The sequence below is a fragment of the Parasphingorhabdus sp. genome, from assembly GCF_039968395.1.
GTDB lineage: Bacteria > Pseudomonadota > Alphaproteobacteria > Sphingomonadales > Sphingomonadaceae > Parasphingorhabdus.
Map to the genome: position 1 here is coordinate 154,930 of NZ_JBDVPV010000004.1, position 22,682 is coordinate 177,611.

Sequence of the window (22,682 nt, forward strand, 5' to 3'; positions counted from 1 at the left end):
ACGGAATGACAAAATTGAAGGATGTTTATCCGCTCTATCTGAACAATGTGGCAGCGCAGCCCAATGAAGACCTGAAAGTTACGGACAAGTTCACCAACGAAGTAGCTTTCCGGACGGCATTGGCCACACCGGATGTCATCGAGGAGGCAATTGCAGGCGCAGTTGCCGCCGCCGAGCCCATGGCCAAAATGGCCAGCTATGAGCGGCAGAACGTGCTCCAGCATTGTGTAGACCGGTTCAAGGAACGTTTTGATGAACTGGCTTATTCGCTTTGTGTCGAAGCCGGCAAACCGATTAACGATGCCGAAGGCGAAGTTGGTCGGTTGATCGATACGTTCCGGATTGCCGCTGAGGAATCCGTACGCAGTTATGGCGAGGTGCAGCCGCTTGATATTTCGGCGCGTGCAAAAGGCTATCAGGGAATGTGGAAGCGTGTCCCGATTGGCCCGTGCAGCTTCATTTCTCCGTTTAACTTCCCGCTGAATCTGGCCGCTCACAAGATAGCACCTGCAATCGCCGTTGGCTGCCCATTCGTCATGAAACCGGCTTCAAAAACACCGCTTGGCGCAATCATCATGGGCGAAGTGCTGGCTGAAACCGATTTGCCGAAGGGTGCGTTTTCCATTCTGCCCGCCAGTCGTGACGGTGCGGATCTGTTCACCGTTGACGATCGATTGAAACTCCTGTCCTTTACCGGATCGCCAGGGGTTGGCTGGGATCTGAAAGCCAAGGCCGGCAAGAAACCGGTCGTTCTCGAATTGGGCGGAAATGCGGCGGTTATTGTTGATCAAGATGCCGACCTAGAAGATGCGCTGGAAAGGATCATTTTCGGGGCATTCTACCAATCCGGGCAAAGCTGTATCGGCGTTCAACGGATCATCATTCACGAGAAAATCTACGATCAGTTCAGGGATATGCTGGTTGCGAAAACAGCAACATTGGTAGCCGGCGATCCGAAAAATCCAAAAACGTTCATCGGCCCGATGATTTCCGAAGGCGAAGCAACCCGTCTTCACGGTTGGATTGAAGATGCTGTTGCAGACGGTGCAACCCTGCTTTGCGGCGGTAATCGCAGTGGTAACATGCTCGAGGCAACCTTGCTCGAAAATGTCGATACCAATGCAGCTGCCAATCGCGAAGAGGCATTTGGTCCACTTGCTCTGCTGTCAAAATTCAGCGACTTCCATGCTGCAATGGAAGAAGTCAATGACAGCAAGTTCGGTTTGCAAGCCGGGATTTTCACACGCGACCTGTTCAAGTCGCTTGATGCATGGGACACGCTGGATGTCGGCGGTGTGGTTATCAATGATGTTCCATCCTATCGTGTTGACAATATGCCCTATGGCGGCGTCAAGGATAGCGGCCTCGGTCGGGAAGGCATCCGGTTTGCGATGGAAGACATGACCGAAATTCGCAATCTCGTCATTCGCCGGAAGTAAAACTAACTTTCGATACCGCCCGCTCTGGAAAGCGCGACATTGGTTGCCCGCAGCTTCGATTTCAAGGCCTCGCCAATCCGGCGGTCGATAACACTGCGCACGGCATCATTTTTGTCGAGATAGTTCCGCAAGACAGGCGCAGGAATGCACCACAAGCGAGAGTCTTCAGAGAGGGACACGGTTCCGGTTGCGGTTTCGGAAGTCAGCACCGTCCCTTCACCAATCAGGTCACCGCTCTGGCAATATCCTACGGTCTTTCCGGCGCTCCGAACTTCGGCCTTGCCCCTTGCCAGATAGTATAAGTGGCCCACAGCACTTCCTTCCTGAATCAACTCGCGACCAGTTTCCCGATCAATCCAGAATCCTTCATCCAGGAGCTTGCGGGCCTCTCTTGAATCCAGATCACGAAATACAGCCTGGACCATCTTTTCTTCTTCGCCCGTAAATGCTGCTGATCTTTCTGCCTGCATGAGCCGGACGAATTGGAATATGCTTACTGCCAGCAAAAGGCCGTACCAAAAGATGGTTGCCGGATCGCCCAGCACCAGCAGTCCATAAGCAATTCCTGACAGGGCAGCTCCAATCACGCCCACACGTAACCAGTACATCTTGTTGCTGAGCATCGATATGATCAAAAGGAGAAAAGAAAGGTGGCCAAGTATGCCATCTGCCGACAACGCCGATTCCAGAGTCAGTTCCAATGCCCATCCCCTTCAAATTTATCCGCAACACTGCTCCGCACCGGAGAAATCGTGTCTGGTTCAAATCCGGCTGGCGAACCATCTTCTAGCAACAAATGGAAAATCAACCAAATCAGCGCAACACACTCAACAGGTGCGACTCGCAATTCCGCACAGCATTCAGATGCGATCTGTTACACACCGAATAGTTGCGTTTACATCACAGTACGTCACCATTTGGCAACAATCTTTCCCGCAAACCCCTAATAAACAACAGAAATTAACCCTTTTTCGTTTGCATTGAGTGATCGAACGGGGATAGGTAGATTATGGTTAATATCGAACGACTTGGGTCGCGTCGTGCTGTCAGAGGGACCTGATCTTCCGATCAGGAGGAGCAACGATGCAGATGGGGAAAGACAGATACTGGGATCTCAGCAGGGTAGCGCACAAGCTCCCCGCTCTTGCCGCAGGCGCGTTTTGCGTGATGCTGGCTGGCGTGGCATTTTTTCTCGCTTCCCTCGCAACTCCGGAACCCGTCGAAGCGGCTCCCGAATTGGCGAACGGAACGTATCTGGGCGTTGCGACCTGCGGCGGTACAACCTGCCATGGTCGTCAGGAAGCAGATGGCGAGATCGTTCGGCAGGATGAAATCCTGCGCTGGCAGGAAGAATCGACACCGGGCGGCGCGCACAGCCGGGCATTTCGGGTTTTGCGGGAACCCCGCAGTATCGCGATCGCAAAGCGATTGGGGATCGGGGATGCGGCCGCATCACAGCAATGTCTGGGTTGCCACAGCACACAAGCACCCCGCAAGGGCCCTCGCTTCCAGCTCGCCGATGGCGTCGGATGTGAATCCTGTCACGGTGCATCATCCGAGTGGCTGTCAGCCCACTATGCCGTCGGAGCAAGCCACGCTCGCAACGTCTCTCAGGGCCTGACCCCACTCGACAATCCAAAAGCGCGCGCCAGCGTGTGTCTGGACTGTCATTTTGGCAGCACCAATGACGGACAGTTTGTAGATCACCGGATCATGGCCGCGGGACATCCCCGAATCTCGTTCGAACTGGATCTGTTTTCCACTTTGCAACAACATCATGACGAAGATGTCGATTATGTGCGCCGCAAAGGAAAAACAAACGCTGTGCGGTTCTGGGCTGTTGGCCAGTCCATGGCACTGGAACGGTCGCTGAATCTTTTTGCCAAGCCGGCCCTCGCGACCGAAGGCATTTTTCCGGAATTCTATTTCTATGATTGCCATAGCTGCCATCGGCGGATTTATGATGAAGCATCGGCGCGTCCAACATCCATAGACAATCCCGGTCGACCGATTCCGGAAGGCATGCCGCCTTATAATGACGAGAACATGATTATGCTGAGTGCAGCAATCAAGGTCGCCGCACCGGAACTTTCGGGTCAGTTCAATGCGCGTTCCAAGGCATTTCATGCTGCGATGGGACAAGGCCGCAAACCGGCACTCGAAGCAGCAGCCAGGTTGCGGCAAACGGCAGTTACATTGGCTGATCGTTTCTCACGCGCGAGTTTCGGTAAAGCGCAGACATTCCAGATTATGGAGACGATTGCGGGGCAGGCCATTTCTCCGCGGTTCACAGATTATGAAGGCAGCGTGCAAGCCGTGATGGCGATTGATACGTTGCTCAACGGGCTGGTCAACAGCGGACAAGTGAGCGTTGGGGCTGCGTCGAGCCTGCGCGGTCAAATCAATCGTGCCTATGCTGCCGTGGATAATCCCAACAATTATGAGCCGCTCAAATTCCGCCGCGCTCTTGGCAGTGCAGTTCGTACGATAAGGTCGCTCAGATGATCCGGAAGTTACGCTTCACCGCGGCAATATCAGCGGCGGCGCTTATTCTGTCATCCTGCGGCGGTGGTGGCGGCGGAAGCAACAATTTCGGCGGTACTCCTTCACCTTCACCAAGCCCGGCACCCGCACCCACCCCGACACCTCCGACTTATGGCGATGGCGGCGAATATACCGCTCCGGCTCAGGAATCGCTTAGCGTTGTCGATATTCAAACGGTAATCGCGCAAGCCGTTGGCGAAGCGACGGCGCGTAACCTGCCTTCAATCATTGCCGTGACGGATCGGGTTGGCAACGTGCTGGCCGTTTTCCAGATGAACGGCGCAAACCCCAATGCTTCGGCCAGCGACGAAACAATTAACGGCCCCGCGGCCAACCCGGAAGGGTTGCAAGGTGCGATGGTGCCGGCCACAATTGCCGCGATCTCGAAAGCGGTGACCGGGGCTTATCTGTCCAGTTCAGGCAACGCCTTTTCGACACGCACGGCAAGCCAGATCATTCAGGAACATTTTCCGCCAGCGCCGACAACAGTCGGTCTGGAGAGCGGACCACTTTTCGGTGTGCAATACAGTCAGTTACCTTGTTCCGACCTGTCAGCCCGTTTCATGTCCGGCGGCGGTGCGGCAGGATTGATAGGACCCAAACGATCTCCTTTGGGCCTGGCCGCTGATCCCGGAGGGCTACCCCTTTACAAAAACGGAGTTGTCGTTGGCGCGATCGGGGTCATGGGCGATGGCGACTATGGTTTTGACAACAATATTCTGGATATCGACAAAGACGATGAAGAAGCAATTGCTCTGGCAGGCATTCAGGGATTTGCCCCCCCTGGCTCGATAACTGCCAACAGGATCGCCGTGGACGGCACATCGCTCCGCTTCAGCGATATGGTCGTGAATGATCTTTCCCCGCTGCAGAGCAATTTTGCGGCAATCAACGGCACTTCGGGAGCGCTGGTGGCTGTGCGGGGCTACAATGATGCCGTCATTATCGCCGGCAGCGCCTACGGAACCGAAGCTTCGGGCATTCGCGCTTCGACCGCGGCTGAATTCCAAAATCGCGATGCGTTTGTGTTGACCGATGGTTCAGGAACCAATCGGTTTCCAATCCGCGCCGCCACTGATGCGGCCAGCGTAACTACACCGCTTAGCGCTGCGGAAGTTCGGGCAATTCTGGAAGAAGCCTTCATCGTGATGACCCGGGCGCGGGCGCAAATTCGGCAGCCGCTTGACAGTCGGGCACAGGTATCGATCTCGGTCGTCGACACACATGGCCAGATTCTGGGCATCGTAAGATCTCCAGATGCTCCTATCTTTGGGACAGATGTTTCATTGCAAAAAGCCAGAACGGCGACATTTTTTTCAAACGCGGTAGCGGGCGCAGAGATGCTCGCTACGGTTGATATTGCGCCATATGTCCAGGCAGCACGAACCTTTTTGGGTGATCCAAATGCTCTGACCGGGACCGTTGCTTTCGCCGATCGGTCAGGCGGAAATCTGTCGCGACCCTATTTCCCGGACGGCGAAGTTGGACGTCCTCCCGGACCGTTGTCCAAACCGATAGAAAAATTCAACGCATTCAACAATGGACTGCAACTTGACTTTGTCATCGGCAATATTGGTGCCCATGTGACATTCGTCGGTGACCCGATGGCTGCCGATACGCCGCAACGCTGTACAACTTTGCCTGATGTGGCTCCCGGTCAAAACAGACTGCAAAATGGCATCCAGATTTTCCCGGGCAGTGTCCCGATATATCGCGGTGATCAGCTGATTGGCGGCATCGGGGTATCGGGAGACGGGATCGATCAGGATGACATGATCAGTTTTCTGGGCCTGCATAATGCCGGTCAGAGAGTCAGCGGGATCGGAAACGCGCCCAAAGCCGTAAGAGCGGACAATGTCGTGGTGGATCTTGGCGATGCACAGGTGAGATTGCGCTATGTGAACTGCCCGTTCGCTCCGTTTCTGGACACCGATGACCAAAATGTCTGCGAGGGACTCTAGCTCCAGTGGCTGCGCTCTCTTCTTCTTTTGTGCCGATATTGGCGGTCATGTCTGGTCAGGCCGAGCAGATGGAAGATCAACGCGCTTCGGTGGAGGAGATGGAGGCGTCGCTGATCGCCTTGCTGGCTGGCGAAGATTTCGACTGGACCCGCTCGCCGGGTAACGACATTGAAGAACCGGTTCTTGCTGTTGGGGGCCCCGACCCCGACCTCGAAGAGACCACCACCGCAGCAGCGCCGCAACCATCTCCTGAACAAGCCGTTGGCCCTGCTTCTACTCCGGAACCGACAGCGGAACCCGTCCAGCTTGAAATGGATTTTGATGGATTGCCTGCCGATGAAGCGCTGATTGACGGTCGGCGACGTCCTGGCGTTCAAAAGGAGCTTCCGGAACTTGTAACGCAAGACAATCCGGGTGCAGTCCGCGCTCCCCCGCCCGAAGCCTTCCCGACCGACGAGTTTCCCGTGCCGGATCGTTGGCGCATATTACAATCGCTCTGTCCTCAAAAGGGTGGTGATCAATCGATCTACAAGGTCTTCGGTGCGCTGAAGAGCAATTGTCGGAGCACACTGGATCCTTATGGTCAGAATGTTCTGAAAGGCGACAAGCCGATCCCGGCTGACAAAAAGCCCGGCTTTCTTAAAGGCGACGACTGGTTCTTCGTCGTGAACGCGATCTCGGATACTGTTGTGGAACCGCGCAGCTTCCCGATTCCGGTTGGAGTGCAGACCACCGAACGCGCCGGCAGCATTGATGTATTTGGCCGCTCAAACTCCCTCGTTCTCGCGCAGACCTTCATCACCGGTTTTGCGCTGATCAAGGGCTCGACGGCTTACAAACCGCCAGACGTCGAATATCGGGTCACGCTTGCCACGCAGATCAATCATGTCGATGTACCTGAACGCCGGGTCCTGTTTGTCGAACCTTCGAAGTCCTCCAATCGCACCGACTATTTTGTCGGCGTCCAGGAGGCATTTTTCGACTATCACATTCGCAACACATCCGCGCGCTATGACTTTGACAGTTTCCGCATAGGCATTCAGCCGATGCAGGCGGATTTTCGCGGATTCCTGTTTCAGGATAACCAGCTTGGATTTCGCCTGTTCGGCACACGCGACAATAATCGCGTACAATATAATCTCGGCGCATTTGTGCAGTTGGAGAAGGACACCAACAGCGGCCTCAACGATATTTTCCAAACCCCGCGCGAAAGCTATATCTTCTTCGCCAATCTGTATCGGCAGGATTTGCCGTTTGTCGGGCTGACCAGTCAATTCAGCGTCACCTACAATATGAACCGCGAAAAAAGCGATGTCGAAATTGACGACAATGGTTTTCCCGTCCGCCCTGCCCTCCTTGGCGATATCCGGGGCCGAGCATATGACGTTGTCTATCCCGGTTATGCAGTCGACGGACGCATTGGCCGGATAAACGTTACCGGCCAGATCTATGGCGCCTTCGGCGAAGACCGGAACAGCTTTTTCACCAGTGAGCCAGCGAAGATTGAAGCCTATTTTGCGGCAGCGGAAGCCAGTTATGATGTCGATTTTCTGCGGTTCCGGGCCTCTGGTCTACTCGCCAGCGGGGACGGTAATCCATATAACAACACCGAAGCAGGATTTGATGCGATTTTCGAAAACCCGATTTTTGCCGGTGCGGATACAAGCTATTGGATCCGCCAGACCATACCCTTCGCCGGAGGTGGGCGCGTCATAAGCATCAATGGCCGCAACGGAATTCTGAATTCGCTTCGTTCTTCCAAGGAACAAGGTCAAAGCAACTTCAACAACCCGGGTACCATTCTGGCGGGGGTGGGAGTGGATGCAGATCTGACGCCTGATTTCCGTCTGTCAGCCAATGCCAATCATCTCTGGTTCCACAAAACGGAAAGCCTGGAGGCCTTGCGGGTCGAAGGCTCGATACCGAAAGACATTGGCTGGGACCTTTCACTTGCCGGAATTTATCGTCCGAAGGCTACACAAAATCTGGTGTTCCGCCTGTCAGGTGCCGCGCTGTTGCCGGGCGATGGTTTCAAGGACCTGTTTGATCAGAGCGACAACCGCAAGTTCCACTATTCCATTCTCTTCAACGCGATATTGGCTTTCTGATATGCAGCTAATCCAAACCCTTCTCCGCCAGAAAAAGACGATTATTGCGGGATTGGGCGCGCTTGTACTGACCGCGACTCCGGCTTCGTTGCTGCTCGCTGCCGGAAAAGAGAAACCCCAAAAGATTGATTACAGCTTTACGCCGCCAGCTCCGCAAAACCAGACATGGGATAGCGCCAATGCGAAAAGTTCAGGTTGCGTTTCCTGCCATACCGACAGCGACCAGAAAACCATGCATGCTACACCGGCAGTCGTGCTCGGCTGTGTCGACTGTCATGGCGGTGATGCAGCCGTGGTTGGCGATAACAAATGGGGCAAGAATAACCTGCGCTATATGGATGCACTGAAAAAAGCGCATGTTCTGCCCAAATATCCTGAGAGCTGGCATTGGCCTTCATCCGCCAACCCCAAACGCAGCTATGGCCTGCTCAACAAGGAATCGCCCGAGTTTGTCCGCTTCGTCAATCCGTCTGATTACCGGGTGGCGCGCGAATCTTGCGGCGCTTGCCACATGGAAATTATCGAGGCCTCGGAACGCTCGCTTATGGCGACTGGCGCCATGCTCTGGGGTGGAGCCGCCTATAATAATGGCATTGTGCCATTCAAGAATTACGTGTTTGGCGAGGCCTATACCCGGAAGGGTGAAGGGGCGACGATCAAGTCACCCGGCAATCCTCATGGTACGGTCACAGAAGCGCAGAAAAAGCGCGGTGCCCTGCCCATTCTCTATCCGCTTCCCACATGGCACACGATTCCCCCAGGCGATATATTCCGGGTTTTCGAACGCGGCGGCCGCAATATCAATACCCAGTTCCCCGAGATTGGACTGCCCAATATCGGGGGCATCATTCAGCGGCTCGAAGAGCCTGGCCGACCGGACCTGAAACAATCCAATCGGGGACCTGGCACGGGCCTGCGCGTGGCGATTCCGGCGCTTAACATCCACAAAACCCGACTCAATGATCCGTTCATGTGGTTCATGGGCACCAACGACCAGCCCGGTGATTATCGCCAGTCTGGCTGCGCGGGCTGCCATGTCGTCTATGCGAATGACCGGGAACCGCGGCACAGTTTGATCTGGGCAAAATTCGGTCGTGACGGGCAGACCCAGACCGTTGATCCGACCATCCGTAACCTCAAAGAAGGTGAACACCGGATTGGCAAATTCGGAACCTATGATGCCGCTCATGGCGGCAAGGGTGACCATGGCGATGATCATGAAGAAGAAGTCGCTCACACAGACGGCCATGGCGACGAACACACCAAAGATATTGATCCGGCTGATCGCGAAAAAGGTCACCCTGTCCAACACGCTTTTACCCGCGCCATCCCAACCGCCCAGTGCATGAACTGCCACATGCACCAGCCGAATATCTTCCTGAACAGCTACCTTGGCTACACGATGTGGGATTATGAATCCGATGCGCCGCTGATGTGGCCGGGGCCCGACAACAAAACGCCGCGCCCCGAGGGGATGAGCGACGAAGAATATGAAACGACCTTCAAACAGCAAAAATTCCCCACTGCCGGGGAAGTTCGAGAGGTCCTCGATCGCAACCCCGAAGGGGCTGCTCCAAAAGGCTTGTGGGCAGATATTGATTTTCTGCGCAATGTCTATGACCTCAACAGCGACGCGAAAGACACGCAATTTGCGGACTATCATGGCCACGGCTGGAATTTCCGCGCGATCCTGAAGCGCGATCGCGATGGCAATCTGCTCGACGAGGATGGTGACATTGTCGACAATGATGATCCGGAAAAATTCCGCCGCGAAGATGAAGCGAAATTCGTCGAACCCGGTATCAATCCCGGTAAATCCGTTCACATGATGAGCATTCACGCCGAAGTCGGCATGCAATGTGCGGATTGCCACTTCAGCCAGGACAGTCACGGCAATGGCTTGATATATGGCGAAGTTGCCAATGCGGTAGAGATTAACTGCAAAGACTGTCACGGAACGGCTGATGCATATCCCACATTGATGACGTCCAATCTGGCGGCACCGCCCAAGGGCAAAAATCTGAGCCTGCTGCGCAATGCAGACGGCCAGCGCCGGTTTGAATGGATGCAGGATGAGAATAGCAATCGCGTCTTGATCCAGCGTTCGATCGTTGACCCCAAACTGAGCTGGCGTGTCAGTCTCGTGAAAGACAGCGTTGATCGCGATCATCCTGATTTCAATCTGAAAGCGGCCCGCTCCAAACTGATGTCGAAAACCGGAGCGGAAACCGGCGAATATAGCTTTGGCTCGGGTGTGACTTCTGCCGACCGTGCGCATAAAGACGAGAATATGGTCTGCTTCACCTGCCACCTTAGCTGGACCACCAGTTGCGGCGGATGCCACTTGCCGATCGAAGCCAACTGGCAAGCAGAAAGCCACAAATATGAAGGCGGGACGACGCGTAACTATGCGACCTACAACCCCCAGGTCGCGCGCGATCAAATGTTCCAGCTCGGTCGGCACCAGACCACCAAGGGCAGCATCATCGCTCCGGTCCGCTCAACCTCGGCGCTGGTTCTCTCTTCCACCAATATCAACCGCGAACGCATTTATGTGCAGCAGCCTCCGATATCGGCCATCGGCTTTTCCAGCCAGGCCTTTGCACCGCATTTCCCGCATACCGTGCGCAAGACCGAAACCAAGCAATGCTCCGACTGCCATCTGAGCGAGGCCAATGACAATAATGCGATCATGTCGCAGCTGTTGTTGCAGGGTACGAATTTTGTGAACTTTGTCGGCCTGCATGCCTGGGTAGGCATGGACAAAGGCTTTGAAGCAGTGCGCGTCACAGAGTGGGATGAGCCTCAAGCTGTGATCGGATCCTATCTCCAGAAATATGCGTATCCCGATTACTGGCGGATGCATGTTGAGGATAACGGGCGTGAACTGATTAACTGGGTACGCGGCGAACGGCTCGACGATGATCTGTCAGGCGAAACCAAGGCGCTTGAGGAATTTGCCAATGTTGTTCAAGGCACCCGAGACAGCGTCCGCTGTCTGCAGCTTCGCGGTGAATATATGTTTGTTGCCGAAGGCAAAGGCGGTTTCCGCGCCTATGATGTCGCTTCGATCGGCAACAAGGGCTTTTCTGAGCGGATTATCAAGGCGCCATTCTCCTCCCTTGGTCAGGACACCCATGTCGATACGAAAAACGCGACGTGCATGGCGCTGGCAACCAATCAGCCAATTGCCCCCACACGAAACACCGAGGAATTACGCGAGATCAACGAAGAGCAGGCGTTCCACCCAATCTATAACTATGCTGTCGTCACGGATAGTGAAGAGGGCTTGATTCTTGTTGATATCAACACATTGGCCGACGGTGAGTTCCGCAACAATTTCTTCAAGCGGGCAGCGACGTGGAATGAGGGCAATGTTCTGGCAGGTGCACGGCATATAACACTAGCCGGCCACTATGCCTATATCACTGCAACCAACGGCCTTGTCGTCATCGATCTGAACGATCCCCTGAAACCTAGTCATGTCGTAACCCTGCCGCTCACGGATGCCCGGGCCTCTGCTCTGCAGTTCCGCTATCTGTGGGTCACGGATGCAGACGGCGTCAAATTGTTCAATGTGACTGACCTCGAAAACCCGATTGCAATTGAATCCGGTACGATCCCGCTCGCTAATGCCCGGCGGCTCTATCTGGCCCGGACCTATGCTTATGTTGCGGCCAAGAATGAAGGACTGGTCATTGTCAATATTACCAAGCCCGAAGCACCTGAAATCTATCGCAAGGAAACCTTTGGTGGCCAGATGAATGATGCAGAGGATGTTATCGTCGGATCAACCAATGCGACCCTGTTCGCTTATGTCGCGGATGGACGCAACGGCCTCAAAGTGGTGCAGCTGACTTCCCCGGACAGCCAGCCCAATTATTACGGTTTCTCGCCGCCACCCGTGCCAGAGCTAATCGCTTTTGCCCGCACTCCAAAACCAGCTCTGGCATTGTCCAAAGGTCTGGACCGGGATCGCGCGGTTGATGAGACAGGCGGACAGATGGCGGTGTTCGGACGGATCGGATCGCGGCCCTTCACCCGCAGTGAAATGGAGCGCTTCTATCTGAATAGCCAGGGCAAGCCCTATTTTGTCAAAGACAAGCCTGACATGGCGGACTGGGTGAGCGCTGTTCCAGCGAAACTGGCCCGCCGCCCACAATAGGTTCTGTCTGAAAAAAGGCAGGGACCGGGTCCTGAACGGACACCGGTCCCCGTTCCCCGGTAAGCAACTCGGGGAAATTGTGCCCCTGAACCGGCCAGAGGGGTGAACCGGATTCAGGGATTGCTTAAAGCTTTGATACTATATTTGAGGTCTAGCAGTTGCCGTCGATGGCGCGTCCTGCCAGGGCGCCGACAGCGCCGCCGATAATGGTGCCTTCGGTTTTGTCACCGCGACGTGCAACTTCATTGCCGAGCAGTCCGCCTGCGATAGCACCGATGATGGTACCGCCAGTTCCACGATCACATCCTCTGTACCGGCGACGATCATTCCGGTAACGACGCTTTTCCCGATAATAGCGACGATCACGACGATCATAATAGCGGTCATCCCGATAATAGTCCCCGCGACGATAGCTGCGGCGATCACTACGGACCTGCTGATAATATCCGTCATTATATCCCTGGCTATATCCACCCCGTGCTTCTGCCGGTGTAGCGAAAGCCATTGCCGAAACGGCGGCGGTGGTGATGGCCAATGTTCCCAAAATCTTGTTGATCATAATCTCTACTCCAAAAGAGTCTCGCTTGCATTTCACGGGACCCGACTCGATTAATGCCCGACGAGAATGTTTTTAGGTGCGGGCGATTGACCGCTTGCTGAATGTCGGTTTTATCTGAGGTTCATGTTTGAAGCTCTTTATATGAACGGTTTGAAAGTTATCTTTGCACTACAAGCTTTTATCGCAGGATTTCCGAGGTCCTAATCTTTTCAATCATTGCCGCATCACCAAGCTATCGATAGCTCTGACCCAAAGGAAATCAGGAGAGAATGTCATGCAGCTCAAAGGTAAAACAGCAGCGATCACCGGAGGTACCGCCGGGATTGGGCGGGGTATTGCGGAGCTTTTTCTGAAGGAAGGTGCCAATATTGCCTTGATGGCCCGCAATCCGGACAAGGGCGCCAAAGTGCTTGAAGAACTGGGTGTCGGAGACCGCGCGACATTTGTTGCAGGGGATGTCATGCAGCAGGATCAGGTAGAAGGGTTTATCGATCAGACGGTCCAGCAGTTCGGGACCGTAGACATTCTGGTGAACAATGCAGGCGGCGCAGGAGACCTCGCTCCACTGGCTGATCTGACAGATGAATCCTTCGATCAGGCGATGAAATGGAATATCTATGCCACGTTCTGGGCCACCCGCCGGGCATTGAAATCGATGATTGCCCAACAGTCGGGCCGAGTTATCAATATCAGCTCTACCGAAGGAAAAATGGGCAAGCCCACATTCGCACCCTACACCATCGCCAAGCATGGCATTAACGGCATGACCAAATCGGTTGCTCAGGAAGTGGGGACCCAGGGGATCACGGTCAACGCCATTTGCCCGGGTCTGGTTCTGACGGATCTGATTTTGGACAGCGGCCCGGCAACGGCGGCTGGCATGGGCATGACTTTTGACGAGATGATCAACATGTTCAGTCAGGAAAGCGCCCTGAAGCGTCCCAATACGGTTGAGGAAGTTGCGGCCATGGCTTTGCTGCTCGCCTCGGATGCCGGAGCAGGCATAACCGGAGCCATGCTGAGCGTTGACGGAGGCACCGCGCAATATTAGTTTTGACACCGAGGGGGATCATCAGATGTCCATTGGTCTGTTCGAACTGACAATTGCTGCATCGATCTTGTTGTTGATGTTGATTTGGTGGCTTTGGCCAAAGCATGATCGTGGCGATCTCAGCGCTCCACCCAAAGAATTCGACAATCAACCCAAAATGCAGGACCCGAAACCGCGCCCTGCCCCGGCCATATCATCCCAGACTTCCTATTCCCAAAAGGCGGCAGTCAGGGATGAAAGCGACTATAGCGAAGAAGATCTGATGACGCGGGATGTTCGGGCAGCGCTCCTCAGGGGTGATTATTCTGCCGCCATGCAACGCGTGCTAAAAACCCGAAACATAAGCGATGCAGAAGCGTTGCGCTTTGTAAAAGAGCTGGATCGTCACAGCGAGCGCTGAGTGTTCAGCGACAATATCCAGACAAATTTTGAGACCGCTTTTGTCGTATCGACAAGGCAGATGCCTCAACTTCAGCCCCTCGCCGAAAAACAGAATATTATCAAACCAATGGTTGGTGCATTTTCCTACATATAGGTTTGACGTAAAATTTCGTAACGCCCCAAATTGCATTAACTCATTGTTTTTATTGATATTATTGAAACTGGCATGGGCTGTGCAATGTATCAGGCATCTTCGCTAACAGAACTTGCGGAGCACCAGATTTAACCAAGTAAGGAATTGAAAATGTCGAACGTAAATATCCAGAACCAGGTTGTTGCCGCTTTTGCCGCTCTCTTCTCCGCTGCGATTTTCATCAGTGCCAGTGTTGGCCCTGCTGCTCAAAACGCCGCATCAATAATCGCTTAATCCCAATCAAACCCATCTCCAAAAGGAATTCAAAATGTCGAACGTAAATATCCAGAACCAGGTTGTTGCCGCTTTTGCCGCTCTCTTCTCCGCCGCGATTTTCATCAGCGCCAGTGTTGGTCCTGCTGCTCAAAACGCCGCATCACTGATCGCGTAATCACGATCTCAGATATTTCAAAAAGGAATAAAACAATGTTTTCCCCCAAGTTTCAATCCCACGCCATAGCCGCTTTTGCCGCTCTGTTTACTGCCGCAATCTTTGTCGGCGCCAGCGTTGGCCCCGCTGCCACCAACTCCGGTCTTCTGGCCTGATCCAGAAGTACCGGTCCGGCGCGGCGGTTGCGGTTCGCGCTAGGAGGATGGTCGGAAATCTCTGCTCAGCTTCCAGGACCAGACAAACAGCAACATGAAGATACCATCGATCATCGCTCCTATGAAAGGGCCGCCAACTTCCAGCCGGCCCTGTGACCACAAAACCAGGGAAGGCAAAAAGAAAGATGCCTTTTCCAGAACAGCAATCGGAATAAGGGCTCGATAGCGTAGCGGATCACGAGCGATCATGATGAAGACAAGCTGGAAAACCAGCGCCAGTCCATGAAATCCATAGTAGAATTCCGGATGCGAAATCGCAGGGACGTACTGGCTCTCTCCAAAATATCCAGGCAGCAGGGCGACTATGCCATAGATCGCCGCAACCCAAAATATCACCTTTGTGAATCTCATAATTTCGCTCATTCATCCTGCTGATTGCAGAACGACTTAACAGAACCGGTGCGTGTAGGACAGCATCAGACATCTTAATGCAGTAGCGGTGCACAATGGGCAACCGATACACCGCCACTGCAACAGGCCAGGTCGTCAGTCCTCTTGCTTGCTAAATACCTCAGCGATCGAGCAGTAAATCAGGCCAATAGAAAAAACCGCCATCATTCCAATAAACAGCAAGACCGGCACGTGCGTGAGATGCTCTGACATCATCGCCCTCCTTCATATTTTCACCCATGGTCAGGCGAATCGGCGGTCCTTGCATTGATCTGGGTCAAACAACGGTAGTGAACGCGTTACGTTTCCGGCCTATTTTACATTTTGCGAACAAAGGCTTAGGGTCCGGATCAGGGAATGAAAGACGCCGTGGGGGTCGCGGCTTTAGTGCTGGATTCTGGCACGCGTATTCAGAGCAATCTTCCGTTACAGTTATTCTCGGACAAACAACCGCAAATCTTTTTCTGCTTTAGCATGGCCGCTTTGGGCATGCCGCAGCTGTCGGACATATTCTGCCTGACACAGCCTGCGTTTCACATCAGGAGGAGGAAAATATCATGAAAGTTTCTACAACAGTGGCAACTGCTGCCGCTTTGATGATGGCTGGCAGTGCAAGCGCACAGGACGGGCCACAGGTCGATACCATGACCGGGACATTGTCAGACGTTAAGGTCGTTGGCGGCATTGGCGAAAAAGCCATGGACTATCGCAGCGCGTCATGGACAGAAACCTTGTCGATCAAACTAAGCAGCGGCGAAACCATCGCCGTCACTCAGCATTGCGTTGGCATGGGTCAACCCGAGGGATCACTGTTTGATCGCCATGTGGCCTGTGATGGCAAAAGCGGCGACAATAGCGGGAGCCTGATTCTGGGCTGCAATATCGAAACTGTCGGCGGCACTGCGACGGGCAATGAAATGAGCTGTATGGGTTTTTTCCAGGGCAAGACCGGCACTGTGAAAAACCATGCCGCACTTGAAACCGTTTATTACCGCTTCACTACCGAGGGTAGCGGAACGGTACAGGGGACTTCTCACTGGATCCGCTAGACCCCTGAAACGAAATTAGATCCGTACCGGACGACGCCGCTATTCCAGGCGTTCTTTCGGTGCGGGATCATTGCAATTCGCAGGCGGAAAACTGGACAGACTGGACAGTAGAATGGGGTTTCAAAATCTCATTTATAACGCTTTTCCAATGGCTTTCTCGAATTTGACATTTTCGGCCATCCGGTAGCGCCGGCCCATGGAAAAGCGATTGAACATTCGCGTTCTGTCTCTATGCTCGCCACAGGCCGAACAACAGATTCGCCAGCAAATACCCGGTCGCTCTTTTCCCTGAACGCAAGGAGAATACTGCATGACCGATAGTCCGAAATCCCGAAACCATCAGCTGGTTGAACAATGGTGCGAACGTGTCTGGCGTCAGCGCGATGCCAGCGCGATGGATGATTTGTTTGAGCCAACCGGCACCGCGACAGGACTTGGCCGCGAAACGCGGACCGGCCCGGAACAGATGCGCGGTTTTCACAGCGCGATTTGCGATCTGCTGGCAGATACCAGAATGGAGCTGGATACCGTGCTCGAACAGGACGGAAAGCTCGCCTGCCTGTGCACCTTTCACGGCACCTGCAAACGCAGCGGCGACAAAGTGGAAACCCCGGGCGCCATGTTCTTCGAATTCAGCGATGACAAAATCGTCAAAGGCGTGAACCGTTTTGAATTTATGGAGATGTTTGAGCAGCTGGGCTTGCTGCCAGAGCATAGCTTCGCAAAAGCGCTGGGCGGCAATGTCGTGGCCTGACTCAACAGCGCTTGCACCTGAAGCCCCGATCTCTCACCTGTCATTCAGGCGCGAGGTCAACTCAGCTTCAAGCGACGCAAAATCCGCATGACCGGTCACGGGCGCAACACGCGTCTTCCACTCAGTCTCCATGCGTTCGGCAATTTCCGGCGGCAGGACCTTGCGCGGCGCGCTTGTGGCCCGAATTTTGGCGGAGTCTCCTCCCGCCGTCAGCCCGGCGCGCTCTTCCGACATCTGCCGCATCATCGCGTCATCAAAACGGTTCTTGTGCTCCAGCATATAGGCGCGGCTCGTCCGTTCAACAGCCATGTCCGCGAGCGCGGCATCACACGCAATCCCGCAAAAAGCGGCCAGTTTTTCAACCACCAGGCGTTTCTCCGCGACGATATGGTCGTAAGACAATAGCAGCGTGTCCGGTTCATCGCGGCGTGCCCACCAACTGAGTAAATGTCCCCAGAAATCAGCATCGACCGGACCGCGCAAATCGGTCCAGAATCCGTACATGTCTTCCAGATCAATGGTGCCGGGTTCAATCGTCCAGCCTTCAAAGAAATGATAGAGGGACAAAAATGACGGCCCGGCATCGCGCAGGGAAATCACATAACGCATGCCGCGCGGCGCAGCGTCATAATGCAGGTGGCTCTTGAACCCGCGCGGCGCAACACGCTGTTCGGCGTTGATATCAAGGCCGAGTACAGATGCGGTTTCAATCCACGGCACGACCCGGCTGATATCATCAAAATCCATGTCACCACCGGTGCGTAGCTGATGAAACATCTGCTGCAACATGGTGGTGCCGGCCTTGCCATAAGGCGAGATCATCACATCATCTGCGCGCGTCTCGAGCGGTGTGTCCGGTGCACCCGGCGGAGGCGTAAACATCCGCGCCATCACACCGCCCAGCTCTTCAATCGAATGCGCGCGCCGTCCTGTGGTTTCCGTCATGCCGTTTCCCCCGATAATATGCGCGACCGCGTGGGACTATGGCAGGTCGTACCGCAGGGTCAATCGATCTCGCCAAAGCTTATATCAGCCCATTTCTACCGATAAATTTGTCTCAAAACGGGACATATTTTAATTTACAAGGCGAAACGTTGCTTAACCATCTGCACAGGGTCTAACATCTTTCCGGGTCGAAATCGTCTCAGGGCGATTCTCGTGGGGTAATTATGAAAAAATCAATTTCCATCCTGATTGCGGGAGCAGCTGCTCTCACAGCCAGTCAAGCCAATGCCGCAACGGTAATCGACGGATCATGTGTCTCTGTCACAGATTCAGCCGGTTGTCTTTTCAGCGGCAATATCAATTCCAATACTACGGGCGGTAACAGCTTTCTGAATGCTCAGAATGCCTATAACCTCTACAATGACACGCATCCCACGGCGGATCCGGACATTTTGTTGACGGTTCTGGCCGCAAGCGATGATACAAACTTCTCATCCTTTGGCAGCATCACCGGTGGCGGGTCTTCTTCCGGCACTTGGGATTTGACCGGTTTTGATGTTGATTTTGTTGCGGTCAAGGCGTCCAACGCATTTGTCCTGTATCAATTGAGCAGCCCTGCAAGCATGGGTTCGTGGGATACGTTCGACATTCCGTTCAAAAATAATCCACATAATATTTCTCATCTGGTGTTCTTTGGAACAGAGACAGTTCCTGCCGTTCCGGAACCAGCGACATGGGCCTTCATGATCTTTGGCTTTGGTGCCATTGGCGGCGCGATGCGCAGAAATCGCAAGGCGAACGTCAAAGTCAGTTACGCATAAGCGCAGCTACAGATTGCAACGAAAAGCCCCGCTGGAGCGATCCGGCGGGGCTTTTCGTTTGGGGATCGCTCTGAACCGGACCTCACTCTCGCCAGATTGCCATATGTTATACTGTTCAAAGCGGGTGATTCCCCATGTGCCAGAATCGATTCTCTGGCTCCCGGTGGACAGCGTCACGCAGATTGAAACAGAGAGGGCATGGCCATGGCTGAGCAAGCATTTGATCCGGTTGCGAATATTCAGATGATGATGGACAGCGCTCCCCCGTCGGACGGGAAGGAGCCGGACATGTCGATGGCGCCGCCGTTCGTGCGCGGCATGAATTTGAGCGGCCTGAAATTCACCCGTGTTGCGGTGGGAGAATTTGATATGGAATGGACCATCGATGCGCATCTGACGCATTTTGACGGACTGGTTCAGGGCGGCATTGTCAACGTCATCGCCGATACCGGCCAGTCCTTTGCCTATGCGACAACAAGCACGAAACAGGAGGCGTTTTCGACGGTGGATTTCTCCACGCGCTTTTTCCGTCCGATGAAGGCCGGTGAAATTGTGGAAGTCAAAAGTCAGGTCATAAACCGCTCGCGCCGACTGGGCGTTGTCGAGACGCAATTTATCAACCAGCAAACCGAAAAGCTGTGCGCCCATGTCACGGGATCATGGATGATCGTCAATCGGGACTTTGGGGTGGAGCCGGTGAAATGACGGGACGAGTGCCTTCCTCCATAAGCAAATAACAGCAGCGATGTTGGGTGGCCGGGATTGATAACGGCATTGTAGACACCCGGCACACAGGATAGTCAGGAACAATGCAATCAAGGCTTATCCGGTTTGTTGTGCTGGCTGTCAGTTTTTCCGCAGGCGTTAGCTGTTCGGAATCTGGTGACTTGCCGACAATTGCCGATACGGATGCAGATAGTAACTGTGATTGCATGCTCGAGGGTAATTGTCTGATCCCGGAAATGACTGAAGGAACGAGCGAGGACAGAGGCTTTGAGTGCCAATGGTCCGGCGAAAGCAAGAATGCTGCTGTCTGTTCTTACGAGACCAGGTTTGACTTTGATGATCCCGAAATTCCCGATCGAGATTGGTCGGCCGCTTCGGTGGACTTCAAGAAAACCGATGATGGCAGGTGGTGCTGGATCGATCTCGGATGAGATTTGCGTCAGGCATGTCTTCCCCTATGCTGCCAGCGGGCCAAATCAGGAAAGGACCTCAATCATGAACCATCAGGACATGCTGGACAAAATTGATACGCTGTATGAAGGTCGACAAACGGGCGATATATCTCGGATGCATGAGGTTCTGGCCCCCGGCGCCGAATTTCAATTCGTCGGCGAAAAGACAATAGTCGATGCTTTCCCCGGAGGCGCTTCCGGAAATCCAAGCGAAATTGCTTCCGCCTTGTTCGAACAGCTCGACATGCAATCACGCGAGCGTATCGAGTCCGTCATCGAAGGACGCAAGGTGGCGGTGCTGGTGAAGGCCACCTTGTGCGCAAAAGGCGGCGAACCCTTCGAACATCTGATGTTCGATCTGTGGGAATTCAACGACGACGGTCTGATCACCCGTGGTCGACAGTTTCAAGACACAGCCAAGATTATTGCGGAGCTTTCCTGAGGAAGCGCTGCGGGCGGCTGTGCTGTCAACGTGAATTGAGTGAACGAACAATCCAGATATGAAACCATCAATCTACCTTGTTGCGACTGACCTACCGGGCAAGCTGTACATCATGCCGAAACCTTCCGGTGAGTGGCTGACCGAAGACATCGCGCATTATCGCCTGATCGGTATTGATGGCATCGTGTCGATGCTGGAGCATGATGAGGCGAGGGAATTGGCGCTCGAACGGCAAAGAGAAATCTGTTCCTCGCACCAGATAGATTTCACCCAGTTCCCGATTGCTGATCGCGGATTGCCGGAGCTCAAATCTTTCAAGTCATTGGTGCTCAGCATCATCGGCAAACTGAAAAATGGGGAGGACATCGCGATCCATTGCCGCGCCGGGATTGGTCGTTCGGGCATGGCCGTTTGTTGTGCCTTGATTGGTTTTGGCTATTCACCCGAGGACGCGATGGCGCTGACTAGTGAAGCGCGAGGTGTGGAAGTTCCTGATACGGGCGAGCAACGTGAGTTTATTGGCGGGATGGCAGCGGAGTTAGACGGTTTGGAGTGAGGCGAATTCGCTGGACCTGATGGCGGCTTCTTTCAGGATAACGAGGAAGTCTTATTAGGATTGGTGTATTTGGTGAGTTTTCATTGAAGGCTCAGAATTTTTATTCAGTGACAATATCGAATAAACGCTGAAGTTTGTCCTCAATGAGATTCCGATTTCGATTCTCAACCATTCGCAACATTTCGATGATATCATCATCTACGAGCGGAATAATAACGCCGCGTTCCTCTCTCGCTGTATCCTTGCATCTTTCGATGAATCGCTGCCGATCATCAAATCCTCTACCTAATAGAAACCCAAGTTTACCTCGCAAGGGAGCAAACCTTCCTGCTATCTGATCTAATTCAGGATTTGCGCAATCTTTTGAATAATTCTTGCACTCAACGATCAATTTTCTGCAACCTACGCGAGGGTGTGCGAGCATCGCACCAAAAAACCCGAATGATGAGTTATTGGTATAAACGATATCGATACGCTTTCGCCCCTCATTCACTTCATATTCCATTTCCGGCATCGTGAGATAGGGATAAAACAGAAATTCCAGAACTCCAGAAATAAACTTATGATAGCGAGTAGCGTGAGCATTCCCACGGTCAATCTGCGTAAGCTCTTCCGCCAGCTCACGGGCAAACAGTGGTTCATCAAAATGTTCAGTTAAGTCATCAAGTGTAGGTTCCGGAGGAATATCTATCACCGCCTTGTACCTCGCGAGCACTTCGGGGTGTTCGCTCGCGAAACGCGCCAAAAACTCTTTATCAATCCTGTAGTGTTGTTTCAAAACGGATTTTGGTACGCGCCTACGCCCGTTGTTCAGAGTTTCCACAAGTCTGGTGTCATTTCGCAAATGTTCATCTTGAAGAAAATTGAGCACGAAGTGATCGCGAAATTGCGCGTGCGAGAACGACATGTTCCACCTGACTGCCGACTTGGGAACTAGGAGAATTTTACGGCCATCTACAACCGGAAGATCCGTGTATTGGTTGTCCCAACTTGATGTAGCTTGATTCCATAGAAATCCTGATGGAACACCTTCAGTAACCGGGATGCCCTTTAACTCGCATTGAGATTGAGTAAACTGAATGAGCTGTCGACGAATGACATTCGTTGTAATGTCGGAAATTTTGTCCTCGCCGATTAGCGGGACAAACAGCTCACAATCTGACAGCTCATTCAGTATGCCAGTTTGGGCAGCGCGACTGTCACGAATCCTATTGTAGAGTTGCTGAGCTTGTATCCGCCCAATACCTCTTCCTGCTGGTTCCCCTTTGGACAGACCTAAAGAAGTTTCGTTTGGCTCGTGAAGTCCGTTCAGGAGAGTCAAGCCATCGGCACCACGGTCGGCACGTATGGCGTCCACAATGGCTTGAAAAAAGGATGTTATAGCTTGATGGCAAGACACCGACCAGTCATCGGATGACTTTCCAATGGCATGTGGGTCAATAAATAGAGCTTTGTCACGTTGCGTATCAACGTCTACAAAATTCAACTGGCCTTGATTTTGATTCAGACCAAAATGCTCTGATATTTTGGCCAATTAACC

22 protein-coding genes are annotated in these 22,682 nt (G+C 53.5%); 16 read left to right on the forward strand and 6 right to left on the reverse strand.

Features of this window, described 5'->3' with window-relative positions:
* Positions 1-5 precede the first annotated feature (5 nt).
* Positions 6-1,439 carry an aldehyde dehydrogenase family protein gene (locus ABJI30_RS09980; RefSeq protein WP_348018044.1) on the forward strand — a complete coding sequence of 478 codons (1,434 nt, stop codon included), beginning with the start codon at positions 6-8 and terminating at the stop codon, positions 1,437-1,439.
* Positions 1,440-1,441: 2 nt separating this feature from the next.
* On the opposite strand, the gene ABJI30_RS09985 is transcribed toward ABJI30_RS09980, so the two are convergent.
* Entirely contained in the window at positions 1,442-2,140 is a 699-nt protein-coding gene (locus tag ABJI30_RS09985; RefSeq protein ID WP_348025473.1) for a cyclic nucleotide-binding domain-containing protein, read from the reverse strand.
* 466 nt (positions 2,141-2,606) lie between these two features.
* On the opposite strand from ABJI30_RS09985, the gene ABJI30_RS09990 reads away from it, so the two are divergent.
* Genes ABJI30_RS09990 through ABJI30_RS10005 form a run of 4 tightly spaced genes read left to right on the forward strand, consistent with a single transcriptional unit; the run spans position 2,607 to position 12,217 of the window.
* Positions 2,607-3,944 carry a multiheme c-type cytochrome gene (locus ABJI30_RS09990; protein WP_348018173.1) on the forward strand — a complete coding sequence of 446 codons (1,338 nt, stop codon included), beginning with the start codon at positions 2,607-2,609 and terminating at the stop codon, positions 3,942-3,944.
* Positions 3,941-5,944, forward strand: a complete 2,004-nt coding sequence (locus ABJI30_RS09995) for a heme-binding protein (RefSeq protein WP_348018046.1) — start codon at positions 3,941-3,943, stop codon at positions 5,942-5,944. Before ABJI30_RS09990 ends, ABJI30_RS09995 begins: the two co-directional genes overlap by 4 nt.
* Positions 5,945-5,949: 5 nt before the next feature.
* Positions 5,950-8,052 carry a hypothetical protein gene (locus tag ABJI30_RS10000; protein ID WP_348018047.1) on the forward strand — a complete coding sequence of 701 codons (2,103 nt, stop codon included), beginning with the start codon at positions 5,950-5,952 and terminating at the stop codon, positions 8,050-8,052.
* Between the two features lies 1 nt (position 8,053).
* A complete protein-coding gene (locus ABJI30_RS10005; RefSeq protein ID WP_348018048.1) occupies positions 8,054-12,217 on the forward strand; it encodes a hypothetical protein in 4,164 nt (1,387 codons plus the stop codon).
* 151 nt (positions 12,218-12,368) lie between these two features.
* Here the strand turns inward: ABJI30_RS10005 and ABJI30_RS10010 are convergent, their stop codons facing one another.
* Positions 12,369-12,776: a glycine zipper 2TM domain-containing protein gene (locus ABJI30_RS10010; RefSeq protein ID WP_348018049.1), complete on the reverse strand. Its 408-nt coding sequence runs from the start codon at positions 12,774-12,776 to the stop codon at positions 12,369-12,371.
* A 274-nt stretch (positions 12,777-13,050) separates the two neighbouring features.
* Between ABJI30_RS10010 and ABJI30_RS10015 the strand changes: the two genes are divergently transcribed.
* From ABJI30_RS10015 to ABJI30_RS10030, 4 genes are all read left to right on the forward strand, one after another.
* Positions 13,051-13,827: an SDR family oxidoreductase gene (locus tag ABJI30_RS10015; RefSeq protein WP_348018050.1), complete on the forward strand. Its 777-nt coding sequence runs from the start codon at positions 13,051-13,053 to the stop codon at positions 13,825-13,827.
* Between the two features lie 25 nt (positions 13,828-13,852).
* Positions 13,853-14,227, forward strand: a complete 375-nt coding sequence (locus ABJI30_RS10020) for a hypothetical protein (RefSeq protein WP_348018051.1) — start codon at positions 13,853-13,855, stop codon at positions 14,225-14,227.
* Positions 14,228-14,512: 285 nt separating this feature from the next.
* Complete coding sequence (locus tag ABJI30_RS10025; protein ID WP_348018052.1) at positions 14,513-14,635, forward strand: hypothetical protein; 123 nt, start codon at positions 14,513-14,515, stop codon at positions 14,633-14,635.
* 34 nt (positions 14,636-14,669) lie between these two features.
* Positions 14,670-14,792 (forward strand): hypothetical protein, encoded by a 123-nt coding sequence (locus tag ABJI30_RS10030; RefSeq protein WP_348018053.1) that lies wholly within the window; start codon positions 14,670-14,672, stop codon positions 14,790-14,792.
* Between the two features lie 194 nt (positions 14,793-14,986).
* On the opposite strand, the gene ABJI30_RS10035 is transcribed toward ABJI30_RS10030, so the two are convergent.
* Positions 14,987-15,358, reverse strand: coding sequence for a hypothetical protein (locus ABJI30_RS10035; RefSeq protein WP_348025474.1), 372 nt, complete (start codon positions 15,356-15,358; stop codon positions 14,987-14,989).
* A 160-nt stretch (positions 15,359-15,518) separates the two neighbouring features.
* Positions 15,519-15,665 (reverse strand): hypothetical protein, encoded by a 147-nt coding sequence (locus ABJI30_RS10040; RefSeq protein WP_348018055.1) that lies wholly within the window; start codon positions 15,663-15,665, stop codon positions 15,519-15,521.
* Between the two features lie 289 nt (positions 15,666-15,954).
* Between ABJI30_RS10040 and ABJI30_RS10045 the strand changes: the two genes are divergently transcribed.
* Entirely contained in the window at positions 15,955-16,446 is a 492-nt protein-coding gene (locus tag ABJI30_RS10045; RefSeq protein ID WP_348018056.1) for a hypothetical protein, read from the forward strand.
* 310 nt (positions 16,447-16,756) lie between these two features.
* Positions 16,757-17,200: a nuclear transport factor 2 family protein gene (locus tag ABJI30_RS10050; RefSeq protein WP_348018057.1), complete on the forward strand. Its 444-nt coding sequence runs from the start codon at positions 16,757-16,759 to the stop codon at positions 17,198-17,200.
* Between the two features lie 33 nt (positions 17,201-17,233).
* Here ABJI30_RS10050 and ABJI30_RS10055 read toward each other — a convergent pair whose 3' ends face one another.
* Entirely contained in the window at positions 17,234-18,145 is a 912-nt protein-coding gene (locus ABJI30_RS10055; protein WP_348018058.1) for a sulfotransferase domain-containing protein, read from the reverse strand.
* Positions 18,146-18,369: 224 nt separating this feature from the next.
* On the opposite strand from ABJI30_RS10055, the gene ABJI30_RS10060 reads away from it, so the two are divergent.
* The 5 genes from ABJI30_RS10060 (at position 18,370) to ABJI30_RS10080 (ending at position 21,142) form a co-directional block, all read left to right on the forward strand.
* Positions 18,370-18,966: a PEPxxWA-CTERM sorting domain-containing protein gene (locus ABJI30_RS10060; RefSeq protein ID WP_348018059.1), complete on the forward strand. Its 597-nt coding sequence runs from the start codon at positions 18,370-18,372 to the stop codon at positions 18,964-18,966.
* A gap of 204 nt (positions 18,967-19,170) precedes the next feature.
* On the forward strand, positions 19,171-19,671 hold the full coding sequence (locus tag ABJI30_RS10065; RefSeq protein WP_348018060.1) for a PaaI family thioesterase: 501 nt from the start codon (positions 19,171-19,173) through the stop codon (positions 19,669-19,671).
* 104 nt (positions 19,672-19,775) lie between these two features.
* Entirely contained in the window at positions 19,776-20,123 is a 348-nt protein-coding gene (locus tag ABJI30_RS10070; protein ID WP_348018061.1) for a hypothetical protein, read from the forward strand.
* Positions 20,124-20,187: 64 nt separating this feature from the next.
* Positions 20,188-20,586: a hypothetical protein gene (locus tag ABJI30_RS10075; RefSeq protein ID WP_348018062.1), complete on the forward strand. Its 399-nt coding sequence runs from the start codon at positions 20,188-20,190 to the stop codon at positions 20,584-20,586.
* Positions 20,587-20,644: 58 nt separating this feature from the next.
* Entirely contained in the window at positions 20,645-21,142 is a 498-nt protein-coding gene (locus ABJI30_RS10080) for a hypothetical protein (protein WP_348018063.1), read from the forward strand.
* 100 nt (positions 21,143-21,242) lie between these two features.
* Here the strand turns inward: ABJI30_RS10080 and ABJI30_RS10085 are convergent, their stop codons facing one another.
* Entirely contained in the window at positions 21,243-22,676 is a 1,434-nt protein-coding gene (locus ABJI30_RS10085; RefSeq protein WP_348018064.1) for a hypothetical protein, read from the reverse strand.
* Between the last annotated feature and the right edge of the window lie 6 nt (positions 22,677-22,682).